The organism is Chryseobacterium tagetis (assembly GCF_016735585.2).
In the GTDB taxonomy this organism is placed as follows: domain Bacteria; phylum Bacteroidota; class Bacteroidia; order Flavobacteriales; family Weeksellaceae; genus Chryseobacterium; species Chryseobacterium tagetis.
The window spans coordinates 30,489-56,845 of the sequence record NZ_JAERSE020000006.1; the positions used below are offsets into that span (position 1 = coordinate 30,489).

The 26,357-nt window shown below is 36.1% G+C and carries 15 protein-coding genes; 4 read left to right on the forward strand and 11 right to left on the reverse strand.

All coding sequences use genetic code 11. From position 1 onward, the window contains the following. Positions 1 to 98: 98 nt before the first annotated feature. Positions 99 to 3,446 (reverse strand): methylmalonyl-CoA mutase family protein, encoded by a 3,348-nt coding sequence (locus JI747_RS19010; protein ID WP_225690445.1) that lies wholly within the window; start codon positions 3,444 to 3,446, stop codon positions 99 to 101. Between the two features lie 209 nt (positions 3,447 to 3,655). On the opposite strand from JI747_RS19010, the gene JI747_RS19015 reads away from it, so the two are divergent. After that, positions 3,656 to 3,988 (forward strand): hypothetical protein, encoded by a 333-nt coding sequence (locus JI747_RS19015; protein ID WP_225690446.1) that lies wholly within the window; start codon positions 3,656 to 3,658, stop codon positions 3,986 to 3,988. Here JI747_RS19015 and JI747_RS19020 read toward each other — a convergent pair. Next, the gene (locus JI747_RS19020; protein ID WP_225690447.1) at positions 3,985 to 5,109 is read right to left on the reverse strand and encodes a DUF3667 domain-containing protein; all 1,125 of its coding nucleotides are present in this window, start codon (positions 5,107 to 5,109) and stop codon (positions 3,985 to 3,987) included. The genes JI747_RS19015 and JI747_RS19020 overlap by 4 nt on opposite strands. Positions 5,110 to 5,445: 336 nt before the next feature. Between JI747_RS19020 and rplM the strand changes: the two genes are divergently transcribed. The 3 genes from rplM to rpsB all read left to right on the forward strand — a co-directional run bounded on the left by rplM (position 5,446) and on the right by rpsB (position 7,238). Further along, positions 5,446 to 5,901: a 50S ribosomal protein L13 gene (gene rplM / locus JI747_RS19025; RefSeq protein ID WP_007843275.1), complete on the forward strand. Its 456-nt coding sequence runs from the start codon at positions 5,446 to 5,448 to the stop codon at positions 5,899 to 5,901. A 6-nt stretch (positions 5,902 to 5,907) separates the two neighbouring features. Continuing rightward, on the forward strand, positions 5,908 to 6,294 hold the full coding sequence (gene rpsI, locus JI747_RS19030; protein ID WP_034678948.1) for a 30S ribosomal protein S9: 387 nt from the start codon (positions 5,908 to 5,910) through the stop codon (positions 6,292 to 6,294). 182 nt (positions 6,295 to 6,476) lie between these two features. Next, entirely contained in the window at positions 6,477 to 7,238 is a 762-nt protein-coding gene (gene rpsB, locus JI747_RS19035; RefSeq protein ID WP_225690448.1) for a 30S ribosomal protein S2, read from the forward strand. 77 nt (positions 7,239 to 7,315) lie between these two features. On the opposite strand, the gene JI747_RS19040 is transcribed toward rpsB, so the two are convergent. The 9 genes from JI747_RS19040 to JI747_RS19080 form a co-directional block, all read right to left on the reverse strand. Then, positions 7,316 to 7,762: a DUF6759 domain-containing protein gene (locus JI747_RS19040; RefSeq protein WP_225690449.1), complete on the reverse strand. Its 447-nt coding sequence runs from the start codon at positions 7,760 to 7,762 to the stop codon at positions 7,316 to 7,318. 55 nt (positions 7,763 to 7,817) lie between these two features. Next, on the reverse strand, positions 7,818 to 8,495 hold the full coding sequence (trmB, locus tag JI747_RS19045) for a tRNA (guanosine(46)-N7)-methyltransferase TrmB (protein WP_225690450.1): 678 nt from the start codon (positions 8,493 to 8,495) through the stop codon (positions 7,818 to 7,820). A 79-nt stretch (positions 8,496 to 8,574) separates the two neighbouring features. After that, entirely contained in the window at positions 8,575 to 9,351 is a 777-nt protein-coding gene (locus JI747_RS19050) for a DUF6759 domain-containing protein (RefSeq protein ID WP_225690451.1), read from the reverse strand. Positions 9,352 to 9,464: 113 nt separating this feature from the next. Then, the gene (locus JI747_RS19055; protein ID WP_225690452.1) at positions 9,465 to 10,253 is read right to left on the reverse strand and encodes a hypothetical protein; all 789 of its coding nucleotides are present in this window, start codon (positions 10,251 to 10,253) and stop codon (positions 9,465 to 9,467) included. A gap of 126 nt (positions 10,254 to 10,379) precedes the next feature. Continuing rightward, positions 10,380 to 13,784, reverse strand: coding sequence for a T9SS type B sorting domain-containing protein (locus JI747_RS19060; protein ID WP_225690453.1), 3,405 nt, complete (start codon positions 13,782 to 13,784; stop codon positions 10,380 to 10,382). A gap of 116 nt (positions 13,785 to 13,900) precedes the next feature. Next, positions 13,901 to 16,744 (reverse strand): T9SS type B sorting domain-containing protein, encoded by a 2,844-nt coding sequence (locus JI747_RS19065; protein ID WP_225690454.1) that lies wholly within the window; start codon positions 16,742 to 16,744, stop codon positions 13,901 to 13,903. 138 nt (positions 16,745 to 16,882) lie between these two features. Beyond that, positions 16,883 to 19,729, reverse strand: coding sequence for a T9SS type B sorting domain-containing protein (locus JI747_RS19070; RefSeq protein ID WP_225690455.1), 2,847 nt, complete (start codon positions 19,727 to 19,729; stop codon positions 16,883 to 16,885). 138 nt (positions 19,730 to 19,867) lie between these two features. Continuing rightward, positions 19,868 to 22,726 carry a T9SS type B sorting domain-containing protein gene (locus JI747_RS19075; protein ID WP_225690456.1) on the reverse strand — a complete coding sequence of 953 codons (2,859 nt, stop codon included), beginning with the start codon at positions 22,724 to 22,726 and terminating at the stop codon, positions 19,868 to 19,870. A 232-nt stretch (positions 22,727 to 22,958) separates the two neighbouring features. Continuing rightward, on the reverse strand, positions 22,959 to 26,312 hold the full coding sequence (locus JI747_RS19080) for a T9SS type B sorting domain-containing protein (RefSeq protein ID WP_225690457.1): 3,354 nt from the start codon (positions 26,310 to 26,312) through the stop codon (positions 22,959 to 22,961). Between the last annotated feature and the right edge of the window lie 45 nt (positions 26,313 to 26,357).

The window sequence follows — 26,357 nt, forward strand, 5'->3', positions numbered from 1 at the left end:
AGATAATTAAAATAAAAAACCTCAAAGAAAATTCCTTGAGGTTTTAATTTATAATTCTTGAAACAGTTAGTAGTCAAAAATTGTCTACGGCACAGCCGTTACATATTTCTTCTGTACTTACCACCAACTTCAAACAAAGCATTGGTAATCTGTCCAAGAGAGCAATATTTTACGGCATCCATCATGACTTCAAATAAGTTTTGCTGATTGATTGCTGCGTGTTGTAAAGTTTTCAAAGCTTCTTCCGATTTATCATGATTAGAATTTTGGAAGTTGTGAAGCATTTCAATCTGAACCTGTTTTTCTTCCTCAGTTGAACGGATAACTTCTCCCGGACGAACCGTTGGCGAACCGTCTTTTCCTAAGAATGTATTTACCCCGATGATTGGATATTCTCCGGTATGTTTCAACCATTCGTAATGCATCGATTCTTCCTGGATTTTCGAACGTTGATACATCGTTTCCATTGCCCCCAAAACACCGCCTCTTTCCGTGATTCTGTCGAATTCTGTATAAACAGCTTCTTCCACCAAATCCGTCAATTCTTCAATAATAAATGAACCTTGAAGTGGATTTTCGTTTTTCGCTAATCCTAATTCTTTATTAATAATCAACTGAATCGCCATCGCTCTTCTTACCGATTGCTCAGTCGGAGTTGTGATGGCTTCGTCATAAGCATTCGTGTGCAATGAATTACAGTTATCATAGATTGCGTATAATGCCTGTAAAGTCGTTCTGATATCGTTGAAATCAATTTCCTGAGCGTGAAGCGAACGTCCTGAAGTCTGGATGTGGTATTTCAACATCTGGCTTCTTTCGTCGGCTCCGTATTTCAGTTTCATTGCTTTTGCCCAGATTCTTCTTGCTACACGTCCGATTACTGAATATTCAGGGTCGATACCGTTGGAGAAGAAGAAAGATAAGTTTGGTGCAAAATCATTGATGTCCATTCCTCTTGACAAATAATATTCCACATACGTGAAACCATTTGCCAACGTAAATGCCAACTGAGAAACCGGATTTGCACCCGCTTCCGCAATGTGATAACCAGAAATAGAAACCGAGTAGAAATTTCTTACTTTTTCTTTAATGAAATATTCCTGAACGTCACCCATTAATCTTAAGGCAAATTCAGTAGAGAAAATACAAGTATTCTGAGCTTGATCTTCTTTTAAAATATCTGCCTGAACAGTTCCACGAACGGTCGCAATTGTCTTAGCTTTAATTTCAGCATAAGCTTCCGCAGGAATAACTTCGTCTCCTGTAATTCCTAATAGTTTTAACCCTAAACCATTGTTAGAAGGAGGGAGTTCTCCGTTGTATTTCGGTCTTGCTAATCCTTTATCGTCGAATTTTGCTTTTAAAACTTCTTCAACTTTAGCTTCTAATTTATGTTCAGCAATATATTTTTCAACATTCTGATCGATCGCTGCATTCATGAAGAAAGCTAGCAACATTGGAGCTGGACCATTAATCGTCATTGAAACTGAAGTCAATGCGTTTACCAAATCAAATCCTGAATATAGTTTTTTAGCATCATCTAAAGTCGCAATAGAAACTCCCGCATTTCCGATTTTACCGTAAATATCCGGTGGTAAAGCTGGATCTTGTCCGTACAATGTTACCGAGTCGAAAGCTGTTGATAAACGTTTTGCAGGCATTTCTGCAGAAACGTAGTGGAATCTTCTGTTGGTTCTTTCTGGGCCTCCTTCTCCTGCGAACATTCTCGTTGGATCTTCTCCGGTTCTTTTGAAAGGATAAATTCCTGCTGTGTAAGGGAATCCTCCCGGAAGATTTTCCTGACCTTTCCATTTGATCAAATCACCCCAATCGTTGTATTTTGGTAGAGCAATTTTTGGAATTCTTAAATGAGATAAAGATTCTGTTGAGGTTTCTACTTTAATTTCTTTTCCTCTTACGAAATAAGAGTAAAATTCTTCGTGGAAAGCTTTTTTCGTATCGTCCCAAGTTTTTAGAAAGTCGATGTTTTCCTGTTGAAGTTCTTTTTCAGCTTTTTGATATTCTGCGTCTAAAGCTTCATTAGAAATAATATTTTTAACGCCTTCAATATGATACATTTTTCTCGCAAGCTCAGCTTGTTTTTCGATGTTGGCGTCATATTGTTTGTTGTTTTCAACGATTTCTGAAAGGTAACGCACTCTTTTTGGAGGAATAATCGTTACTTCGTCTGTAATTTCCTGTTCAATAAAACCTTGTAGATTTAAATCAGCAAATTTTTCGTTGACTTTAGAAACCAATCTGTTGTATAATTCAGTGGTTCCGTGATCGTTGAATTGAGATGCTTTTGTCGCATAAACCGGCATGTCATCCAACGGACTTTCCCACAATAAGTGGTTTCTCTGGAACTGTTTTCTTACAGCCTGAAGTGCATCAAGAGCGCCACGTTTGTCAGATTTATTTAAAGCTACTAAATCTGCGTAATCCAACATGTCGATTTTTTCCAGCTGTGTTGAAGCTCCATATTCAGGAGTCATTACGTACATTGAAACATCCGCAAAATCAGAAACTTCTGAACCGGATTGTCCAATACCTGAAGTTTCCAAAATGATAACATCTGGATGAGCCAGTTTCAAAACATTCAAAGCTGAATGAATGAACGGAGAAACAGAAACGTTGTTCTCTCTCGTTGCCATCGAACGCATATAAACGCGCGGATCGTTGATCGCATTCATACGAATTCTATCACCCAAAAGTGCACCTCCGGTTTTCTTTTTGGAAGGGTCGATGGAGATGATTGCAATTTTTTTATCTGTATTGGAACGTAAGAAGCGTCTTACCAATTCGTCTGTTAATGAAGATTTTCCGGCTCCACCTGTACCTGTAATACCGATGATTGGAATATTTAAATCTTTTGATTTTTCGTCAATTGCCTGAACCAATTCCGGTTTTTCTTCTGAGAAGTTTTCTACTGCAGAAATGATTTTAGCAATGCTTGTAGAATTTTCAAAACTGATAGAATCTAAATCACTTGCTTCTACTTCTTTTCCTGTTGCGAAGTCTGATCTTTTCACCAAATCGTCAATCATTCCTTGTAAACCAAGTTCACGACCGTCGTCCGGAGAATAAATTCTGTCGATTCCGTAAGACATGATATCTTCGATTTCTTCAGGCAGAATTACACCGCCACCGCCACCAAAAATTTTGATTTGCGGAGAGTTTTTTTCTCTTAAAAGATCGTAGATGTATTTAAAATATTCGTTGTGACCACCTTGATAAGAAGTTAAGGCAATCGCATTCGCATCTTCCTGAATAGCTGTATTTACAACTTCCTCTGCAGATTTGTCGTGACCTAGGTGGATGACTTCACATCCGGTTCCCTGAATCACACGGCGCATGATATTAATCGCAGCATCATGACCATCGAATAACGAGGCAGCTGTTACGATTCTTACTTTGTTTTTAGGAGTATATTTTTGGGTTTCCATAAAAAATCTAGAAAATTTCTGAATTCCCAAATATAATAATAAAATAGTAACCGCTTGTTTTGAATTAAAGTGTTGTTGTTTAGTATTTTATGGTGTTTTTATGCTTTAGGTTTTCACCCACTTAACAAACATTCGTTTAGAAAGAAAGGAATATTCAATTTAAAATTCTCAAATTAATTTTTCTACTTTTGCACCATATTATATAAGGTATGAAAAAGGCATTATTATATTTCGCTCTTGGAACTGTTTTGAGTTTTTTAATTAACTATTTTTTTTACAGTTCAGAAAATCTTGGTCTTGATATTTATTATGCTTTTGCTTTCGGTATTGCATGGGGAATCGCTTATTATCTGGATACCCCGAATTTTACATTGTCTCAAAAATTAGGATTGTCTTTTGTGGCAATGGGAATTTTGGTGCTGGTTGGCTTCCTCCTGTTTAGTCTTGAACTGGCAATTCCTTCTATCCTTAAATTTTCTACCGTATTTGTTGCGTATTATTTAATTGCGAGTTTCAGAGCTACAAAATCCTTACGCAATTAATGCATCATCAAAAAGCTTGTATACATTAATAATAGTCCCATAAAGATTATTCCGATAAAATTGATCATAAATAAAAATATTCCCTTGAAAATGCTCATCGTTCGTGAACTTTCATATACTCTGTGATGGGCTATAAAGAAATAAATAGACATATAAATAATAGCTGCTATATATATAAGGACAATTAATAAATTTAAGGGAGTATAATCAGGGAGAAGATTTGTAATTCTATCAAAAAATATTAAAATAAGGGTTCCTAATAATAGGAATGAAAAATAGTGAAGGGTAAAAATCCCGTGATCGAAGTACCACCATTTCTTTTTATTATGAAAGATCCAAAGAAAGAATGCGAAAACCGGAAGGTAGATGAATAATGCTTTTGGAAGGGTATGGATCATGGTTTCTTTAAATTTATCCATAATGAGTTCCTTCTTTAACCCCTGATCCTGCATATGGAAGATCTTTTTGGCAAAAGGCTTCATGAAGGCATAGATAAACTGATTTTTTTTGTCTCCAGAATGAATGGAATCAAATTGTTTCATGCTTTTTGCTCCAAGTACACTTAGTCTTCCGTCTTTCGTTTCTGCTAAAGCATCTGTATCAATATCATTTCCGTTGACTTCTGTTACTTTTACATCTTTGGCGATCTGGTTTGTTTGATGGGAGTCTTTATTAAGCTGCTCCTTAGAAAGGCCTTGTTTTAAACTGTCTGCTATTATTGCAATTTTTTCCTCTTTAGTTTTTTCTTTTTTAATTTCCTTGGCAATGTGTGCTTTTTTCTCAGGTTCGCTTGATTCTTCTTCTGAACTGGAAATCAGGGGAGGAAGGAAAAAAGTAATAAAACTTATGAAAATATATAATTTCACAGGTGCTACGTACAGTTGTCTTTTTCCTGCAAGATATTCTTTGGTTAATTTGCCAGGCTTAAGTAAGAGATATTTTATGGTTTTCCAAAATTCACCATCATAATGGGTGAAATCTTCAATGAAGTGGGTGAAAAGATAATGGAAGGGTTGCTTAGGCTCTATGTTTTCCTGCCCGCAATGTGGGCAATATCTTTCTTCAACGGTATGTCCGCAGTTAAGGCAAGTTTTATCTTCTCGTGTTTTGCCGTGGCTCATAGTTTTTAGTGTTTAGCACAAATATAATTATTTATGAACATAAAATAATCAGATTGATAATGTTTTGGGTGAATATTTAAATAAAATTAATAAATAAGACATTAAGTTAATGAATATTTAAATGAATGTTTGTTTTTTGAATTTGTGAAATGGAATACTCCTTATTAAAAATACATCTGCTTTTTTCTTGAATTTTATTGAACGAGTCTATTGAATAACAGAAGTTCAGCAGGTAATCAATAGATTAAATGAAATATGTTTTTGCATTCCGAAAATAATTTGTACCTTTGCACACCCTTTTAGGGGGAAATTATGTTTAATCTTTAACTAAAACGTGTGAATACATTAAGTTACAAAACTGTTTCAGCGAACAAAGCTACTGCTAATAAAGAATGGGTTGTGGTAGACGCTGAAGGACAGCCGTTAGGAAGACTAGCTTCTACGGTTGCAAAGATTTTGAGAGGTAAGCACAAAACGAACTACACACCTCACGTAGATTGTGGTGATAACGTAATCGTTTTGAACGCTGGGAAAGTTACTCTTTCTGGAAACAAGTGGAACGATAAGACTTATATCTGGCATACAGGGTATCCTGGAGGACAGAAGTCTATGACTGCAGCTGAACTTCAAAAGAAAGATTCTTTAAAAGTATTAGAAAAATCTGTAAAAGGTATGTTACCTAAAAACAGATTAGGATCTGCTTTATTAAAGAACCTTTATTTATATGAAGGAACTGAGCACAAACATGAAGCTCAACAGCCTAAAACAATTAATGTTAACGAATTTAAATAATTAATTATGTCTATAGTTCACAAAATCGGAAGAAGAAAGACTTCTGTAGCTAGAGTTTATGTAAAGCCAGGAACTGGTAACATTACAGTAAACGGTAAAGATGCTGCAACTTATTTCTCTACAGACGTGATGGTTTACAAATTAAACCAGCCGTTCATCCTTTCTGAAACTGTTGGTCAGTATGACGTTACCGTAAATGTTTTCGGTGGTGGTAATACAGGTCAGGCAGAAGCTATCAGATTAGGTATTTCTAGAGCACTTTGCGAAATTAATGCTGAATTCAGATTAGCATTGAAGCCTGCAGGTTTACTTACAAGAGATGCAAGAATGGTGGAAAGAAAGAAACCAGGTCAGAAAAAAGCAAGAAAGAGATTCCAATTCTCAAAACGTTAATTTTCAGACTTCAGATACAGGATCTCAGATTTTGGAATTTTTTCAATCTGTTGTCTTATATCTAAATCTATTTATCAAAACAAAAAAATTGCCCGTTACGTTTAGCATCCAAACGCTTCTCCCATCTAAAGAAGTTGTTGATTGTTTAAAAAACGGAAAGTAAACTAACAAAAACAGAAAACATGGCAAAAGCAAATGTAAAAGACCTTCTAGAGGCTGGTGTACACTTCGGTCACATGACTAGAAAGTGGAATCCAAATATGGCTCCATACATTTTTATGGAGAAAAATGGTATTCACATTGTAGACTTACATAAAACAGCTGTTAAATTGGATGAAGCTTGTGGAGCTTTAGAAAAATTAACTTCTGCAGGTAAAAAAGTTCTTTTCGTAGCTACTAAGAAGCAAGCGAAAGAAGTGGTTGCAAAACACGCTTCTGAACTTAATATGCCTTATATTACAGAAAGATGGCCAGGAGGTATGTTAACGAATTTCGTTACTATCAGAAAGGCTGTAAAGAAAATGAACTCTATCGACAAAATGAAAAAAGACGGTACGTTCGAAACTTTATCTAAAAAAGAAAGATTACAAGTAGACAGACAAAGAGCTAACTTAGAGAAAAACTTAGGTTCTATCTCTGACATGGTTCGTCTTCCTTCTGCAATCTTCGTTGTAGATATCATGAGAGAACACATCGCTGTAACTGAAGCTAAGAAATTAGGTATTCCAGTTTTCGGTATTGTTGATACAAACTCTGACCCAAGAAAAGTTGACTTCGTTATCCCAGGAAACGATGATGCTTCTAAATCTATCGATATGATCTTGAACATCGTTTCAGAATCTATCAAAGAAGGTCAGTCTCAAAGAAAAGCTGATAAAGAAAAATCTAAAGAAGAAGGAGAAGTAGTATCTGCTGATAAAGATGCTGATTTCGATGCTGAATAATTAGAGATTTATCTTTAAAATAAAAAAATCCGTTAAGTTAATTCTTAGCGGATTTTTTATTTTGTGAAATTAATTAGTTAATTGGAAAGAGTAATGCTATAAGAAGATGAGACAAACTGAGTCTTTTGATACACCGAATTACAAACCATTCCGGACAGGTTATAATTTTGATTTTTAAGAACCATAGCATATCCTATTTTGCCTGCACCGATAGGAATCTTTTTTGAATAATTTTTTCCGGTGATGGTCAGCACCATGTTGCAGCGGGATTTATTGGTGACCGTAACTGATGTTTTAGAGTTGTTTGAATTCTCATTAAATAAATCGGTTAAAACGTCAGCCGTTTCCGGTTTATAGGTCTTTATTAAGGTGTTGTATTCCTGCTCCGTTTGAGATACTGATGGTGTAGAGGTTGCTCTGGGTTGGGAGCTTTTAGGGGAAGATGAAGAGGTTGTATTGTAATTTGTACTACAACTGATAAAAAGAAAAGATAGGCATATCCCGAAAATTATTTTTTCTTTCATGTGATTTGTTTTATAGTATTGAAACGAAAAAAGGTAAGAAAATCTTACCCTTATATTAGTTTATTCTGAATTTTATATATGTAATTGTTTTCCCTTTTGCAGAGAATAACTCTTCATAATACGTTCTGATATCTCTTAAATGAGGTGTTCCCGGATCATATTCAAGAGCGCTGTAAATATCATGATGAGCGCTTATGATTTCGTATCCAGCTCCCTGAAGATAGCCTAATGTATAGCCGTGCAAGAATTCTGAATCTGTTTTTAAGTGAATGATTCCACCGGGTTTTAAAAACTTTTTATATCTGTCCAGAAAATCAGGATGCGTTAATCTATGCTTTGTACGTCTGTATTTGATTTGAGGATCGGGGAAAGTAATCCAGATCTCATCGACTTCATTTTCTGCAAAATAGTTGTCTACAAGTTCAATCTGGCTTCTCAAAAATGCTACATTGTGCATATTGTTATCAACAGCTTCTTTAGCTCCAAACCAAAACCGGGCCCCTTTAATATCGATTCCGATAAAATTTTTCTCAGGGAATGTTTTTGCAAGACCTACAGAATATTCTCCTTTTCCGCAGCCTAGTTCTAAGACAATAGGATTTTCATTTTTGAAGAAATCTTTTCTCCAGTTTCCTTTCAATTCAAAACCGTTCAGTGCTTCTTCTCTTGTTGGCTGAACTACATTTGGTAATATTTTGTTTTCTGCGAATCTCGCTAGCTTATTTTTGCCCATATTATATAAAATCGGACAAAAATAGTGAAAAAATACCTATTTTTTTATGTTTGTAGTGCTATTGAGGTGTTTTTCTGTGTTATTTAGGATTGCTTAAGGCTACCATAATTGGTTTTTGAACCGTTTTCTGTGATGCATACTGCGCCCCGCAAACCAGACTTGTAAACAGGTAATTTCCTTTTTCGATGACAATAGAATTATCTCCGTGTGCAGGAACTGCAAGACGGTATTTGGTATTTCCGACACCTTCCATTCTTACGATAATGTTACAGTCGGAATTGTTTTCTATCATTACGATACATTCTTTGGCATTGGGATCATTATCAAATAATGAGTTCAATATTTTTACTGTTTTATTTTTATGCTCATCAGGATTGCTGGCCATAAGCATATTGAATTCATCAGCTTCTGTATTAGGAATCGCTGCTTTTGTACTTGTAGTAGCAGTATTGGCTACATAAACATTTTGAGTGGTACTGGGTGTATATTTTATTGAGGATACTCCGGATGCAAGTTCTGTTCTATATTTTGCAATTTGCTTTTCGCGTATTTTTGCGTTCATTTCATCAAAAGTAATTTTTGTAGAGGAACGTCTTTTTAAAAGGGCTAGGTTCTCCTGCATACTTTTCACTTTAGGATCTCCCGGGGCTGCATTCTGAATATATTCCTTCATCAGTTGCATTACTCTAGGTTTTATGATCGAACGGCGAGGTTCATCAGGATGAGCATCTCGGAGGAAGGCATTAAGCTCATAGATATTTTTACTTTTCATGATATTACTATAATCTTTGCCTTTCCCTTGTGCAGAAAGACTGATACATAATACGGTACTCAATAAAAACAATAATTTCTTCATTAAAATGTGTGCTTTTGAACTGGTGAGATCAGTTCGTTAATAAATTAAACAGGTTATAAAATTATAAATATTTTAAAAAAGATCCTTATTCAAAAAGGTATTTTAGTAATTTTTTATTTTGCGATTTCCTGAAGGTGCGAACTCTTAAGCCTTTTTTGGTAAATCGGAAGGTATTTTTCGATCGGGATTTTTATCGCTTCAAAATTTCCTGCCAACACATACGGTTCTACATTTTCTGAAGTATACACGAATTGTAAGAAATTATCAATTAAGTTTTCAGGAATTTTAAACTTCACAAAATAATCTTTCCCCAGATAATTTTTAATTTGAGTAATTGAAGAGTTCATTCTTTCATAGGCTAAATAACGCTGTTTTTTCTTACGGTCTCCCGAAAGGATATCATAAATACTTTCTAAGCTGAAAGTAAGTCCACCATCTCTTAATCCTGCAACCGGAAGCTCAGGTGAAGTACCATCACCTTTCGGAGTAGGCAATCCGATTACTTTTTTGAGCGCAAGGCTTTTGTCTTCTTTTCGGATTGAATTTACATCATATCTGAGATTACCCGTAGGCTTGAATCTGCTGATAAGTACTTCCTGAATATCATAATACGCGATCTTAAGCTCAATCAGGTTTTTACCTCCCAACATTTGCGGGGTTATTTTAAAATCTTTTCTTTCTGTAATAATTGAGGTGAAACGGATTACATCTCCCAGATTAGCATCAATATTGAAGTTACCATTATAATTGGTAAGTACTGTTTTTTGTGTTGTGAGGTTGGTCACATATACCTGATTGAGATACAAAATAGAATTGTCTCTTAAAAAAACTTCCCCAGAGAAAACCTGGGCATTGATTTTAGCTAAAAAAATCAAAAAAATGAGAGTAATTAGTTTCTTCATATAATTGGCAAAATTACACAGAAATACACCAATTTATCAATTATTAGATTACAAAAACGGGTTAAAGTATATTAAACTTTAATACAAAACTGTTAATGATTGTTATAAATATGCTTTTTTCAGTTTTTACCTGTGTTTTACCAAAAGCCAACTTGTATATTTTACGGTAGTAGGAGTGATTCCGGATTCTACCCAACTGATGAAATACCAATAGGTAGCCGTTGGTACATTTCTGCCTCCCATGGTTCCGTCCCAGGTATAATTGTTGGTACGCGTTCCTCTGAAAACTTCAGCTCCGTATCGGTCAAAAATTCTAAACTCAAAATTAGTTTTATCAGCAAGTCCTGAATAGTTGATCTGGTCATTGTGGCCATCTCCGCTTGGTGTAATGGTGTTGACCAGTTTTACAACGACAAAAGATTTCTCAACCATTTGACAGCTTTTAGAATCTCTTACATATACTACATAAGATCCTCTTGCTACATTGTAGAAAACATTTGAGCTTTGCCAGTTGATTCCATCCAGAGAGTATTGATAAGGAGGGAAGCCTCCTCCTACATTTACTGTGACTGTTGTTCCGTTGATATCAATGGAAAGAATTGACGGAAGCTGAGCTTCTATTACACTTACGTTTTGTCTGTATACACAGCCATTATAAGTAAGGTCTACCCAATAATTTCCGACAGGTACATCTGTAATATAAGATGTTGTGGCTCCTGTGCTCCAAGCATAGGATTCAAAACCGGCTCCTGCATCTAGGGTAGTGGTTGTTTTTGCACAGATTATCTGGTCTAATAAAATATCAGATTTTTTAGGTGTTTTAATTGTAATAATTATTCTTCCTATGGCAGGGCATACTCCATTTTTTTCAAATCTTATATAAATGGTCTGAGTTCCTGAAAGACCCACAACCGTGTTGATAGGTGTTGTCCCATTTTGAGCGTCTTGTAAATTGCTGTGGAATGTATAAGTAACCGTTGGATCTGTTGTAAATTGAGTGATGAAAGGAACTAAATTTACCTGCTTGCTACCGTCCAGATCTTCGTCACAAATGCTTGTGGTAATACGATCGGTCAATAACTGTATTTGCTGTCCGATAGAGAAATTTAAGGGCTGTACTACAGCCGCACATCCATTTGGTGAATCTACACGAATATAAATAGTCGTATTTGTTGTATAACTCCAGCTATTGGGAAGGGTATTTGCATTTCCTGCATTAGCATCCGAAAGATTGGCATAATATCTTACATTCGTAAAATAAGTAGGATTATTAAGAACAATTGGGGTAATGTTTAGCAGGTTTATGGTAACGGTGCCATCAAAATTATCATCACAAAATACTCCTGAATAATTAGGAGCAATGATGGCAAGATTATATAGTGTCAGTGTAATTTGAGCAATGTTCTTACAGCCATTATTATTTTTTACAACGGCATACACAATGGTTCCACTTGCTGCGGTGTACGTATTTGGAGCTGTAATAAGAGCACCCGGATTTTCAGTTTGAGCATCTGCTAATGTTGGATAATAAGTGATTGTAATAGGAGAGTTGTTACTTACATTGGCTGAAGTCAGATTGAAAGTTCCCTGATTATTTATATTACAAGCATAGATTGTAGCATTAGTGGTTGTAAGAGCCTCTAAATGAATTGTAACTGTAATGGTTTCGCAATCCGGAAAAACGGCATCATTTCCACAGAATGTATAGGTAAATGTATCAGTACCCGTTAATGTTCCCGGATTGGTTGGAGTATACGTAATTACTCCTGTTGTAGGATTGATGCTTACTGAACCAAGTGCTGGTTGAGAGACTATTGATACAGTAGAAGGAACAGGAGTCTGTGTAGAGGTTGTAAAAGTTGGTGTTATTGTTTGTATGTTACAAACATTATAAGTGGAAGTACTTTGCTTTGTACAATTTAAAACTTTGATTTCATTAGAAATTAGAGGGGCGCAACTTCCCATAGTTACCGAACATGTATAAAACCCTGATTGGATGGGATTATAAGTAGAACTTGTAGCCCCAGGAATTATAGAGCCGTTTCTATACCATTGATAACTGTCATAGATTAATGGATCTACGGTAAGCTGAATACCCGGAGCACAACCTCCTCCAGATTGTAAAATAAAAGGTTGTGTAGGGAATCCGGCAAAAAAACCACCATATCCTACTGCATCACTTCCTGCATTGATTCCTGCGGTAATAGCTTTATCAGAAATAACTGTAATGGTTCCTGCTGTATTGGGTATTCCGTAAGTCACCCAGTTATTGTTTCCGGTCATATTAAAGGGGCCTGTACTAGCAAGAGGAGTATTTCCGTTTACCGTTACAACAGCTCCTTTTTGAGTGATAAGATTTAACTTGGTAGGAATATTTAAAATACCAGTTGGATTGTTGTTAGAAAGAACAAAGTTTTCATCGATAAAACCGAGTTCGTTGATTTGTTTTGGTAAGTAACAGTTTAATGCAGGGATAAAATTAAAACCACCGGTGGCAACTTCACTTCCGGATGCGGAGTCTCCGGCAAGCATTTGATAAACGTATGCATTTTTCGTTGTTCTTACATATAAGTTATAATGGTTGTTCCCTTGCGAGGCATATTTAGTATCAGGAATAATATAGTATTGCCCCGTATTTAATGTAGCAACTGGAGGAATTTCATTGTTTACATAGATCTGAGTATTATCTTCCGTGGCTATTACCAAAGCGGTTTCCATATTAGATCCTATGCTGCCGTTTCCTTTTACTAAAGCAAATTCGGTCCCTAATCTGTCGACAGGTACAGATTGATCCATTAAAATATCAGAGCTTGAAGCATAATTACCTGCGTATTGTCCATTGAAATTACCATTGGTGACATTAATCGCTTTGTTGGCTACGATTTTTGCCCCTATAAAGCCATCAAAATTTCCTGCAAGATCACCTTTTCCTTCAATGATGTAAGATTGGCCTTTATTTAAAGTAAATGTTAATGTAGGATTAGTAATTCCTGTGGTTCCGTTTGAAAACTGAACAGTAGATTTATATCCTGAAACTGTAACGGTCGTATTATCTTCAGTGGCCAGAACACTTGTCATGAAATTGAGGATGTCGTTGCTTACCGTGATAGGAGCAGTAGCAGCATAAAAAGTTTTTCCGGTAGAGGGTATTCCTTTCGAGGTAATAATCTCGGCGTGGTTGTATACTGAAAACCTCAGGTTAGCATAAAAAGGAAAATCTGCTTTTAAGTAAAGTCCTTTGGTAGTAGGAGTGAAAAGATCTGTTTGTAAAGTGGTGATAATATAATCCCTTAAAACATCAAATCTCTGGGGATTGTTTTTGCTAATTGTTACGGTGCCAATTAAAATATTATTGTTGTAGATACTTACAGGGAATGGGGTCGTACGACTGGTTGATAAATAAAGCTTCTGGAAGGGATTGGGATTTCCGGTTCTATCCATCATAGGAGCAAACCAATGCTCTCTGTCTAACTGTGCAAAAGTAGACATGGAAATGAAAAATATAAATAAAAAAGATAGAATTTTTCTCATTCAGGGGTAGCTTTTGTCACAAATTTAATAATAAAAAGTAGTATTAACTTGAAAAAGCAACAAAAAAACCACGATTTTAAAATCGTGGTTTTTAATAAATTTTATATAAATACTACTTATTCTCTGTTTTTAACCAAAATCCATCCAGAATATTTAACTGGAGTTTGTTTAGAGTTTGGCTCATTCCAGCTTACGCTGAACCAGTAGCTTCCGGTAGATACTTTTTTGCTTCCGTTCGTTGAACCGTCCCATTTGTATCCGTTTGTTTTGTTGGCCTGATAGATTTTAGTTCCGTATCTATCGAAGATGTCGATTACCAGATTTGATTTATTTCCTAATTCAGAGTAATCTAAAACATCATTTACACCATCATTATTCGGAGTAATTACATTAATCAGATTCGGAATTGTAATTTCTACAGAAATAGGATTACAGTCGTATCCGTCTTTCACATATACCATTCCGCTTCCTCTAGGCACATTAGTAAAGACGTTAGAATCTTGCCAGCTAATGTTATCCATAGAGTATTTATATGGAGCAGTTCCTCCTGTAGCATATACGGTCACTGTATTAGTAGCAATATCAACGCTAGAAATTACAGGTTGTTCAGATGCGTATACTTTTACTGTTTGTGTAGTCCAACATAGGCCGGTTTTTAATTTTACCCAGTATGTACCTACAGTAACATCAGATATAGTCTGTGTTGTTGCTCCTGTGCTCCACTGATATCCATCAAAGGCAGGACCTGCATCTAATGTTGTTTTATCTTCCATACAGATAATCTTATCAGTTAATACTGTAGATTTAGTAGGCGGGAATACAATAAGTGTAACTTTAGCAATTCTAAAACATCCGTTTCCGTTGGTTACTCTTACAAATGCAACACCGTTTGGTGCGATATACTGATCCGGATTTAAAATTTCATTTGTTCCGTTTTGTGCGTCAGTTAATGATGGGTAATAATTTTTTGTTACCCCTGCTTGTGTAGTTACTGGAGCAGTTGTTAGGTTAAACTCACCCGTAGCCGTATTGCTTTCCAAGAAACAAGTTCTCAATGTTGCATCGGTTACAACTGGCAGCTCAGAAACAGTTACTGTTAAAGTTACTTGTTCACAATCTACAAATTCAGGTGCTGTTCCACAGAACTTATATACGATAGTATCAGTACCTACATAACCTACGTTTGGAGTATAGTTAATAACACCTGTTACAGGATTTACTGTTGCCATACCATTTGTAGGTTGCGTAACAATAGTTACTGAACCAGGATTATATGTTTGTGTTGAAACAGTGAATTCAGGAACAATTAGCTGAGAAATATCACATACATTTATTGCTTTTGTAGAATTTGTCAGACAAGTAAATACCTTGAAAACAGGAGTTGTTTCTGGTGGACAGCTACCTATGGTAACTTTTACCGTGTAATCTCCTCCTTGAGTTGGAGTGTATGAATTTGAATTCGCTCCAGGAATTGGATTACCATTAAAATACCACTGATAAGTATCATAACTATCATCTACCTCTAAGACAATCCCAGGAATACAATCTCCTGTTGTTTTTGAGATAAGAGGAATTGAAGAGAATCCAGCGAAGTATCCTCCGTACCCTGCTGTACTATATCCTCCGTTGATACCTGCTGTTACAGCTTTATTTGATTGAATAGCAAGGTTTCCTGTAACTCCAGTGATCGCATAGGTTACCCAGTTGCTATTTCCTGTAAGAGTGTAAGGACCTTGTGCAGCTGTCGGTGTTATTGGAGCCCCTCCGTTCACAGTATATGTAACAGTTGCCCCAGCTTCAGTTAAAATATTTAGTTTTAAAGTAATGGTACCACTGGATCCCGGCATTTCGCTTACTTTTCCAATTTCATCAATTTTTCTAGGTAAGAAACAGTTCAATGGTGGGATGTAGTTGTATCCTCCGGTAGCAGTTCCTCCACTAGAACCTACTAATTGATATAGATATACATTTTTTGAAGTATGTACATAGATGTTGTAGTGGCTGTTCCCTTGGTTAATATAGCCGCTATTTAAAATTCTATAATATTCTCCTTCGTTAAGGGTAGCAACAGGAATCAGTATATCATTAAGATAAACTTCTGTATTATTTTCTGTTGCAATGACGATACCTCCTTCCATATCGTATGAATTGGTAAGAGGAGATAAACTTCTCACCATGGCAAATTCGTTTCCAAGTCTTTCTGTAGGAACAGACTGGTCTAATACCAAGTCAGATCCAGAAGACTGGCTTCCTGTAGCATACATGGCATTTGCATTTCCGTTAGTTACAGAAATAGCCTTGTTTGAAGTAATCTTTGCTCCTATGAATCCTGTGAAGTTTGGAGTGTTATCTCCAAGCCCTGCAAGGATATAAGACTGTCCTTTGTTTAAAGTAAAAGTAACACTTAAAGGAGCAGGAGTATTATTTACAAACTGTACGTTAGGGTTATATCCTGAAACGGTTACTGTAGTAGCATCTTCAGTAGCCATGATTCCGGTAGTAAAGTTCATCAAAGAAGCACTGTTATAAGTAATAGGTGCTGCAGCTGCATAGAACTTAGTCCCTATCCCCGCTTTTCCTTTAGAAGTTACAATTTCACCGTGAGCACTTTGTGCAGATCTTAAACTGCAGAAAAAAGGTTTATCTCCTTTTAAATACAGTCCTTTGGTGATTACAGTAGAAGCCTCAGATGTTGTACTTGTAGATATAAGACCTGCAGCAACTGAGTAACTCTGTGGGTTACCTTTACTTATCGTAACCGTAGTAAGAAGAGTATTGTTGTTGTAAATCTTTACATCAAACGGTGTTGTAGAGTCTGTGGACATATACAAAGTATTTGTATATCCGGTAGCACTAGTGCTCATAAAGTATGGTGCTATCCAGTGCTCAGTATCTCTCTGAGCAAAAAGGGTACTGATTGAAAAGAAAATCAATACCAAGCTGAGTAGAAATTTTTTCATAAACGTTAGAATTAGGATTTTTGCAAAATTAAAAGAATATTTGATATGTTTTGAAAAAAATAAAAGAAAATATGATAAAGCAATAACAAAAAAGCCACAATCTTTTAAAATTGTGGCTTTTTTGTTATTGTGATAAAATTATTCTCTGTTTTTTACAAGTATCCAACCGGAATATTTAATTGGAGTTTTAGCAGCATTAGGCTCATTCCAATTAATATGATACCAATAGGTACCTGTAACGACTTTTTTACCGGATCCTTTTCCATCCCAACGATAGTTGTTGAATTTGTCACCAACGAAAATTTGATTTCCGTATCTGTCGTAGATAACAAATGTAAGATTCTCTTTGTACGCTAACTCACTGTAGTCTATATAGTCATTTACATTATCACCGTTCGGAGTAATTGCATTGATCAAATTAGGTACAGTTACCTCTACAGAAATAGGAGTACAGCTGTAAGCATCTTTTACGTAAAAAGTATGCTGTCCTCTTGATAGATTAGTAAATACATTTGAATCTTGCCATGCTGTAATTCCGTCTACTGAATATTTGTAAGGAGCAGTTCCTCCGCTTACAATAACGGTAGCCGTATTGTTGGTGATTTCAATTTTAGTGATTACCGGATCCTGAACTTTTTTAACATGTACAGTTTGTTCTAAGAAACAATTATTATGTTCAAGAATTACAGTGTATTCTCCTACTGGTACTCCCTGAATAGAAGAAGTTGTAGCTCCTGTACTCCATTGATAGCTATCATATCCAGGACCTGCGTCTAGAGAAGTTCTGCCATCAATACAAATAAATTTGTCAACCAAAACTGATGATTTTTTTACAGGAACCGGAACCAATTTAATTTTTGTTGTACCAATACATCCTCCATCTGCTATTATTCTAACATAAACATAGCCTCCTACCGATGGATATTTTGTAGGGTTTGTAATTGGGTTATTACTAGTATTCAAATCATTTAGTGTAGGGTAATAACTTTTTATTGTAGGCAAAGGAAAGTCGGTTACATTTGCTGTGGTAAGATCAAACAGTGCAGTAGGATCTGTATCATACTGACAGGCAGTAATGGTAGGCTCATTTACTTGAAGTGGAGTCGTTGTGATTGTAAGTGTTACTTGCTCACAATCTATAAATTCAGGAGCATTTCCACAGAATTTATAGACAAATACATCATTTCCGGCAAAACTTGAATTCGGAGTATAAGTAATTGTTCCGTTAGCATTTACTACTGCAGTACCATGTGTTGGAGCTGTGGTAATTGACACTGTGCTAGCAACAGGAGTCTGAGTGGAAGATGTAAATGCTGGTTGTATGGTTATTGGACCGCAGGTTCCCACTGTTTTTGAGGTTTGTTTCACACATGAGAAAACTTTGAAAATTGGAGTTGTCACAGGTTGACAACCTCCTGCAGTTACTTTCACGGTATAGTTTCCTCCTACTAGTGGAGCATAAGTATTTGAAGTAGCACCTGGAATAATATTACCGTTTAAATACCATTGATAAGAATCAAATCCTGCATCTACTTCCAGAATAACTCCCGGAGCACATTCTCCAGTTTGCTTTGTAATGAAAGGAATCGATGAGAAACCAGCGAAATATCCTCCATATCCGGCTGTGCTAAATCCTCCATTTACACCTGCTGTTACGGCTTTATTGGATTGAATGGAAACATTACCTGAAATATTTGAGATATCATAAGTTACCCAAGTGGTACTTCCAGTAAGAGGATATGGCCCTTGTGCTGCTGTAGGTGTTGTTGGTGCTCCACCATTCGTAGTATAAGTAACAGTTGCGCCTGCTTCGGTAACGATATTAAGTTTCAGATTTATGGCTAACGAGATATTGGGCATTTCGTCGATATTCCCTATCTCGTCAATTTTTTTAGGTAAATAACAGCTGAGCGGCGGTATGAAATTATATCCGCAAGTTGCGTTACTATTGGTTCCTATAAGCTGATAAACACAGACATTTTTTGTTGTGGAAATAAACATGTTTTTGTGACCGCTAGTTCCCTGGGCTACATAATTTGTCTCATCTATTCTGTACCATTGGCCTGCGTTTATTGTTGTTAATGAAATACCACTTCCGTTTACATAAATCTGTGTGTTATCTTCTGTAGCGATTACAATTGCACCTTCCAGGTTTTCTGATGCTGCCGATGATAAACTCTTAACCATTGCAAAAGTATTTCCAAGTCTTTCCACTGGAACGGCCTGGTCCATAATCAAATCACTTCCGGAAGAGCTTCCTGCACCGAAATTACCATTACAATTACCATTTGTTACTGTAATCGGTTTATTGGATTCAATTTTGGTTCCGATAAAGTTGCTGATATTTTGATTGCCTGTACCCGCTAAAATAAATGATTCAGCTTTGTTCAGGGTTACAGTCTGTGTATTTCCGGTAGGATTTCCATTAATAAATGTTACCGGTAAAGCGGCGTTCCATGTAATCGTTACAGTTGTATTATCTTCCGTAGCCATAATACCTGCAGTAAAATTACTTGAAGTAGTGTTGGTCACTGGTGTAGCTCCTGCATAGAATTTATTTCCTATCCCGGCTCTCCCTTTGCTGGTAATAATTTCTGCGTGCTGTGTAAGGTTGGTAGATCTTAAAGTGGCAAAAAAGGATTTGTCCCCTTTTAAGTATAAACCTTTGGTATTGATGATCGTAAATGCTTCTGATGATGCTGTAGCATTTACATATTGGGCTAATAAAGGTTGTGCAGGAGTAGCTGCCGGGTCCGGGAAGACTTTTGGATTACCCTTGCTTATCATCACTGACCCAATCTGAATATTATTACTATAAATTTTGACTTCGAATGGGGTTGTAGAGTCAGTTGACATATAAAGTCTTGTTATATAAGCACTCGTGCTATTATAAAAAGGAGCAAACCAATGCTCTGTGTCTTTTTGAGCAAAGACGGTATTAAAGGTAAAAAACAATAATACGAAAGAGAATAAAAATCTTTTCATAGTTTTTGGAATTAGGATTTTTACAAAATTAAAAGAATATTTGATATATTTTGATAAAAAAAAATGAAATACAAAAAGAAAATAATAAAAAAGCCACAATCTTTATAAAATTGTGGCTTTTTTGTTATTGTGATAAAATTATTCTCTGTTTTTTACAAGTATCCAACCGGAATATTTAATTGGAGTTTTAGCAGCATTAGGCTCATTCCAATTAATATGATACCAATAGGTACCTGTAACAACTTTTTTACCGGATCCTTTTCCATCCCAACGATAATCATTGAATTTATCGCCGGTGAAAATTTTGTTTCCATATCTGTCATAGATTACGAATGTAAGATTCTCTTTGTACGCTAACTCACTGTAGTCTATATAGTCATTTACATTATCACCATTAGGAGTAATTGCGTTAATTAGATTGGGTACAGTTACCTCTACAGAAATAGGAGTACAATTGTAAGCATCTTTTACATAGAACGTATGCTGTCCTCTTGATAGGTTGGTAAACACATTTGAATCCTTCCATGCAGTTGTTCCGTCTACTGAATATTTATAAGGAGCAACTCCACCGCTGACAATTACAGTTGCAGTATTGTTTGTAATTTCAATTTTGGTAATTACCGGATCCTGCGCTTTTTTCACATGTACGGTTTGTTTCAAGAAACATCCGTTCTGTTCAAGTATTACAGTGTATTCTCCTACAGGTACTCCCTGAATAGAAGATGTTGTAGCTCCTGTACTCCATTGATAGCTGTTGTATCCTGTTCCTGCATCAAGAGATGTTCTGTCGTCAATACAAATATATTTGTCAACTAAAATAGCAGATTTTTTTACAGGGATCGTAACTAATTTAATTTTAGCAGTTCCTGTACAACCTCCATCAGCATTAATTCTCACGTAAACATATCCTCCTGCCGAAGCGTATTTTTTAGGTTCGGCAATTTCATTACTGTTTGTATTAAGATCATTCAACGTAGAATAATACTTTTTCGTGGTAGGAGAAGGGTAGTCCGTCACATTTGCTGTTGTCAGATCAAACAATGCCGTTGGATCTGTGTCATACTGACATGCTGTGATTGTCGGTTCTTTTCCAACAAGAGGGACAATTTTTATGGTATGGGTTACCTGTTCACAATCTATAAACTCAGGGGCATTTCCACAGAATTTATATACCAATACATCTGAACCTGCAAAACCGGTATTTGGAGTATAAGTAATAGTACCGTTTGTATTGACTACTGCTGTTCCATTTGCCGGAGGGGTTATAATTGTTACAGTATTAGCTACCGGAGTTTGTGTTGAAGAAGTAAATGTAGGCTGTATGATTTTTGTGCCACACGTTTCGTCTGATTTTGAGGTTTGTTTTAAACAAGAGAACACTTTGTAAGCAAGCGTTACTACAGGTTGACATCCGCCCATGGTTACTCTTACCGTATAATTACCTCCCACTAGCGGAGCGTAAGTATTTGAAGTTGCTCCGGGAATAAGAGTCCCGTTTAAATACCATTGATAGGAATCAAACCCAGCTTCTACTTCCAGGATGATACCAGGTGCACATTCTCCTGTCTGTTTTGAAATGACCGGGACTGAAGAGAATCCTGCAAAATATCCTCCGTATCCTGCAGAGCTATATCCTCCGTTGATACCAGCGGTAACAGCTTTGTTAGATTGAATGGCTAAATTGCCAGTGACTCCTTCAATAGCGTAAGTAACCCAATTGGCATTACCACTAAGAGGATATGGTCCTTGTGCTGCAGTTGGTGTTATTGGAGCTCCCGGAACTCCTCCTGCAGGAGTTAGAGTATAAGTGACAGTTGCACCCGCTTCGGTAAGGATGTTTAGTTTCAGAGTAATGGCTCCTGATGAACCCGGCATTTCGTTTATTTTACCTATTTCATCAATCTTTCTAGGTAAAAAACAGTTCAATGGAGGAATGTAGTTATAACCGCCGGTAGCTGTGCTGGTAGAGCCTACTAATTGATATAAGTAAACATTTTTTGTAGTACGTACATATATATTATAATGCCCGTTGCCCTGATTGATATATGAATTATCTAATATTCTGTAATAATCTCCTTCATTAAGGGTTATTACAGGTAGTAGAGCATTATTAAGATAAACTTCAGTATTATTCTCAGTAGCAATTATAATCCCTCCTTCCATATCATATGAATTGGTAGGAGATAAGCTTCTAACCATGGCAAATTCGTTTCCAAGTCGTTCAGTAGGTACAGACTGGTCTAAAACAAGATCTGATCCTGAAGTTAAACTTCCTGTAGCATACATTGCATTTGCATTTCCATTGGTAATGGTAATAGGCTTGTTAGATGTGATCTTTGCTCCGATGAACCCTGTATTATTAGCTGTGTTATCTCCGATTCCGGCAATCAGGTAAGATTGTCCTTTTTCCAGGTTAAAAGTAAGAGTTCCGGAAGTATTAGAATTATTGATGAAAGTTATATTGGGATCATATCCGGTAACCGTAACGGTAGTCCCGTTTTCAGTGGCCATAACTCCGGTTGTGAAGTCCATTAGGGTAGAACTGCTATATGTAATAGGGGCTGCAGCTGCGTAAAATTTTGTACCGATTCCCGCTTTCCCTTTAGAAGTTACAATTTCGCCATGAGAACCTTGTGCAGCTCTTAGACTGCAGAAAAAAGATTTGGTTCCTTGTAGGTATAGTCCTTTTTGAACAGGAACTCCTGCTTCAGAAGTTGAAGTTGTATATATTGCACTCGCTGCAACAGTATACGTTTTAGGGTTGTTTTTGCTAACGCTAAGAGTGGTTAATAACGTTTGGACGCCGTTGGCATCATTACTATATACCTTTACATCAAATGGTGTCGTTGAATCTGAGGATACATACAACGTATTGGTAAAACTCCCTACGCTTGTGTTCACAAAGTAAGGCGCTATCCAGTGCTCTGTGTCTTTTTGGGCAAAGAGCGTATTAAATGTAAAAAACAGTAATACGAAAGATAATAGAAATCTTTTCATTGTTTATTGGAATTAGGATTTCTGCAAAAATAAAATAATATTTTGAATTTTATTTACGAATAATAAACGGTAGAACTAATTTTCGAAATTTTATTGAAATATAAATATGGGAAATGAAAATTTTTACTAAGTAGATTCGTGGGAGTGGTTAAAAAAAAACTTATTATATTCAAAAAATAAAGACGACTTCATTTGAAGTCGTCTTTTACCTTAAAAATATTCGAAATAGAAGCTATTGTCTATTTTTAATTAATAACCATCCCGAGTATGAAACCGGCAGCTTAGTATCCGGTTCTGTCCATTTTAAAACATACCAGTAAGTTCCTGTAGGAAGTGTTCTTCCTCCGGATTTCCCGTCCCAGATATAATTATTGTCAGTAGATTTATATACAGGAGCTCCGTATCTGTCAACGACTTCTATAGAAACATTTTGTTTGATTCTTAAATCTGAATAATTTAATACATCATTATGACCGTCACCGTTTGGAGTGATAGCATTGATCAGATTTACAATTAAAAAATCCTTTGTTGTTGGCTGGCAACCGTCTTTTCCCAATACGTAAACTTTGTGCGGGCCTCTTGATAATGCGGTGAAAACATTAGACGTTTGATAGTCTACACCGTTTAAAGAATACTGATAGGGAGGAGTGCCTCCTGAAACAAAAATAGTAGCTGTAGAACCTGAAGTTTCAATTCTTGTAATGGTTGGAGCCTGTGCAGCCATTACATTTACGGTCTGGCGATAAACACAACCATTGAATTCTAGATCTACATAATAAGTACCTGTTCCAACAGTGATGCTTTGAGTAGTTGCACCTGTGTTCCAAAGATAAGATGTGAAACCTGTACCTGCGTTAAGTATTGCTTTTTCATTTGAACAAATTACTTGGTCGCTTAATGTTCCTGATTTTTTTGGAGATTTTAACTTAATATTTAAAACTGCCGTATTCGGACATTCTGTAGAGCTTTGAAATCTGATATAGAATATACTTGTCGAAGTAATCACCTGTGAAGTTGGGAGAGCATTAATACCAGCTTGTGCATCAGCTAAGCTTGAGTGGAACGTTAAAGTTACCGATGGATCTGCCGTAAACTGATTTTTATAATCATTTAAATTTGCTATTTGAGAACCGTCAAGATTATCATCACAAACATCTACACTGATATTGTTGTTAAGCAAATTGATTCTGTTTCCAATTTTAAAATTAATTTGCCCGAAAGCTGTTGAACAACTTCCTGTAAACCCATCAACTCTCACGTAAACAGTTGTGTTGGTAGTATACGTCCAGTTTGCAGGCAATGAGTTTGCGTTTCCTGCGTTTGCATCTGCCTGAAGTAAATAATATCTTACATTAAAACTTGCTGAGTTGTTAATAATCTGAGGTGTGATATTCGCAAAATTTACATTGATAATTCCATCAAAATTATCATCACATAAAGTTGCATTAAAATTAGTAGTATTAATATTTGGAGATGGAGTAGTAGTTAAAGCGATCTGAGCGACTTTCGAACATCCGTATTGTGAAGTTACGTTGGCGTAAATTGTTCCGGCAGGACCTGTATAGGTTGCAGGAGTTGTAATTTGCCCTGTCAAATTGGAATTCGTAAAATACGTAACCGTAATTCCTGGATCAGGAGATACATTGGCTGTCGTAAGATTGAAAGTTCCGTTATTGCTTGTATCAGCACAAGAAGATAATGAAGCATTGGTAACTTGTAAAACATCAATGTTGACAATGATTTTAAAATATTCAAAATCTGCAGGGTTGCCATTTCCTTGTACATAATAGATAAAAGAATCTGTTGTGTCAACTGTTAATCCTGCATTAGGAGTATAAGTAATTTGACCTGTCGTAGGATTTACCGTTGCCGTTCCTGAAGTTGGAGCAGAAATAATTGCTGTATTTGCAGGAACAATAGTCTGTGTAGAATTGGTAAACGCAGGAATGATGGTTTTCGTATTACAAGATCCGATATTATAGGTAGTGGTGGTAATCGGAGGACAAAGCGTGTAATTGTAAGCCGTAGTCAGCTTAGATTCACAATTGTTTTTTGTAACCATACAAGTGTAGTTTCCTGCTCCATACAATTCTGGATTGATAGAATAAGAAGTTGCACCAGGAATAATGGTTCCGTTGAGATACCACTGATACCCGTCGTAAGTATTGTCTACCTGTAGTAAAACACCTAAATAACAATCCCCTGTTTTTGAAATGACAGGAACAGATGAGAATCCGGCAAAATATCCTCCATATCCTACAGCACCACTTCCTGCAGCAATTCCTGCAGTTACAGATTTAGTAGAATTTACAGTGATATTTCCTGTAATATTTGGAATAGAATAAGTTACCCAGTTAGGATTTCCTGTTACAGGATAAGGTCCGTTTGCAGCGGCAATAGATCCATTGTTTAACGTTACTGTTGCTCCTGCCTGAGTAATGATATTCAGTTTTGTATTATAAGACTGAGCACCAATCTGGTTGATGAATCCTATTTCATCCACTTTATTAGGCATAAAACAGCTTAAAGGAGGAATGAAATTCATACCACCAGTAGCATATTCATTTACAGATGAACTTCCTGTAATTCCTGCTAATAATTGGTAGACATATACATTTTTAGAGGTAGAAATTCCCATATTATAATTTCCGTTCCCCTGATTGATATAATTGCTGCTCGGAACCATGAAATATTGTCCTGCATTTAGGGTAATTCCTGTATTGGCACCATTCAGCGTAATCTGGGTATTATTTTCAGTAGCAATTAGAAGCGCCGTTTCCATTTGATAGATAACATTTCCATTACCTTTTACCAGTACAAAGTCTTTCCCAAGTCTATCAACCGGAACAGCCTGATCCATAAGAACATCATTGTTGGTGAAATTCAAGTTGGTATATACTCCGTTGAAGTTTCCATTGGTTACAGAAATCGGTTTGGTAGATTCTATTTTTGCACCTACTAAACCGGCTAAGTTATATTGTGAATCTGAACTTACCGCATCTAAAATATAAGACTGTCCTTTATTAAGAGTAAATGTTTTAGTTGGCGAGGAGCTTCCGTCAGAAAAAATAACACCAGGATTATATCCCGAAACAACGACAGTCGTATTGTCCTCGGTAGCAGTAACTCCAATAGTTGAGCTGATGTAATTCGCTGTACCTGTGAGAGGAATAACACCTGCGTAGAATTTAGTTCCTAGTCCCGCCAATCCTTTTGAAGTAATGATTTCAGCATGGTTTTGCAAAGAAAAACGATAGTTTGCAAAGAATTTTTTGGGTCCTTTCACATACATTCCCATAGAATTGGGAGTGAATAAAAGGTTTTGGTTGGTTGTAATCAGGAAGTTATTAGGAATCGTTACCTGTACAGGATTTCCTTTACTTACCTGTACCGTAGTAAAGAGAATATTGTTATTAAAAATTTGTACTGAAAACGGAGTCGTTTCATTCGTAGATAAATATAGATAACCACTTAGGCCGGTTGATCCAGCTTTTGAAGCCATTGGAGCAAACCAATGATCCGTATCGAGCTGGGCATTAAAGAATAAGCAAAGAAATGTACAAATGGTTAATAGAAATTTTTTCATTTTTTTCAATAAGGGATGCAAATGTAAGTATTAAAAATCAATTTT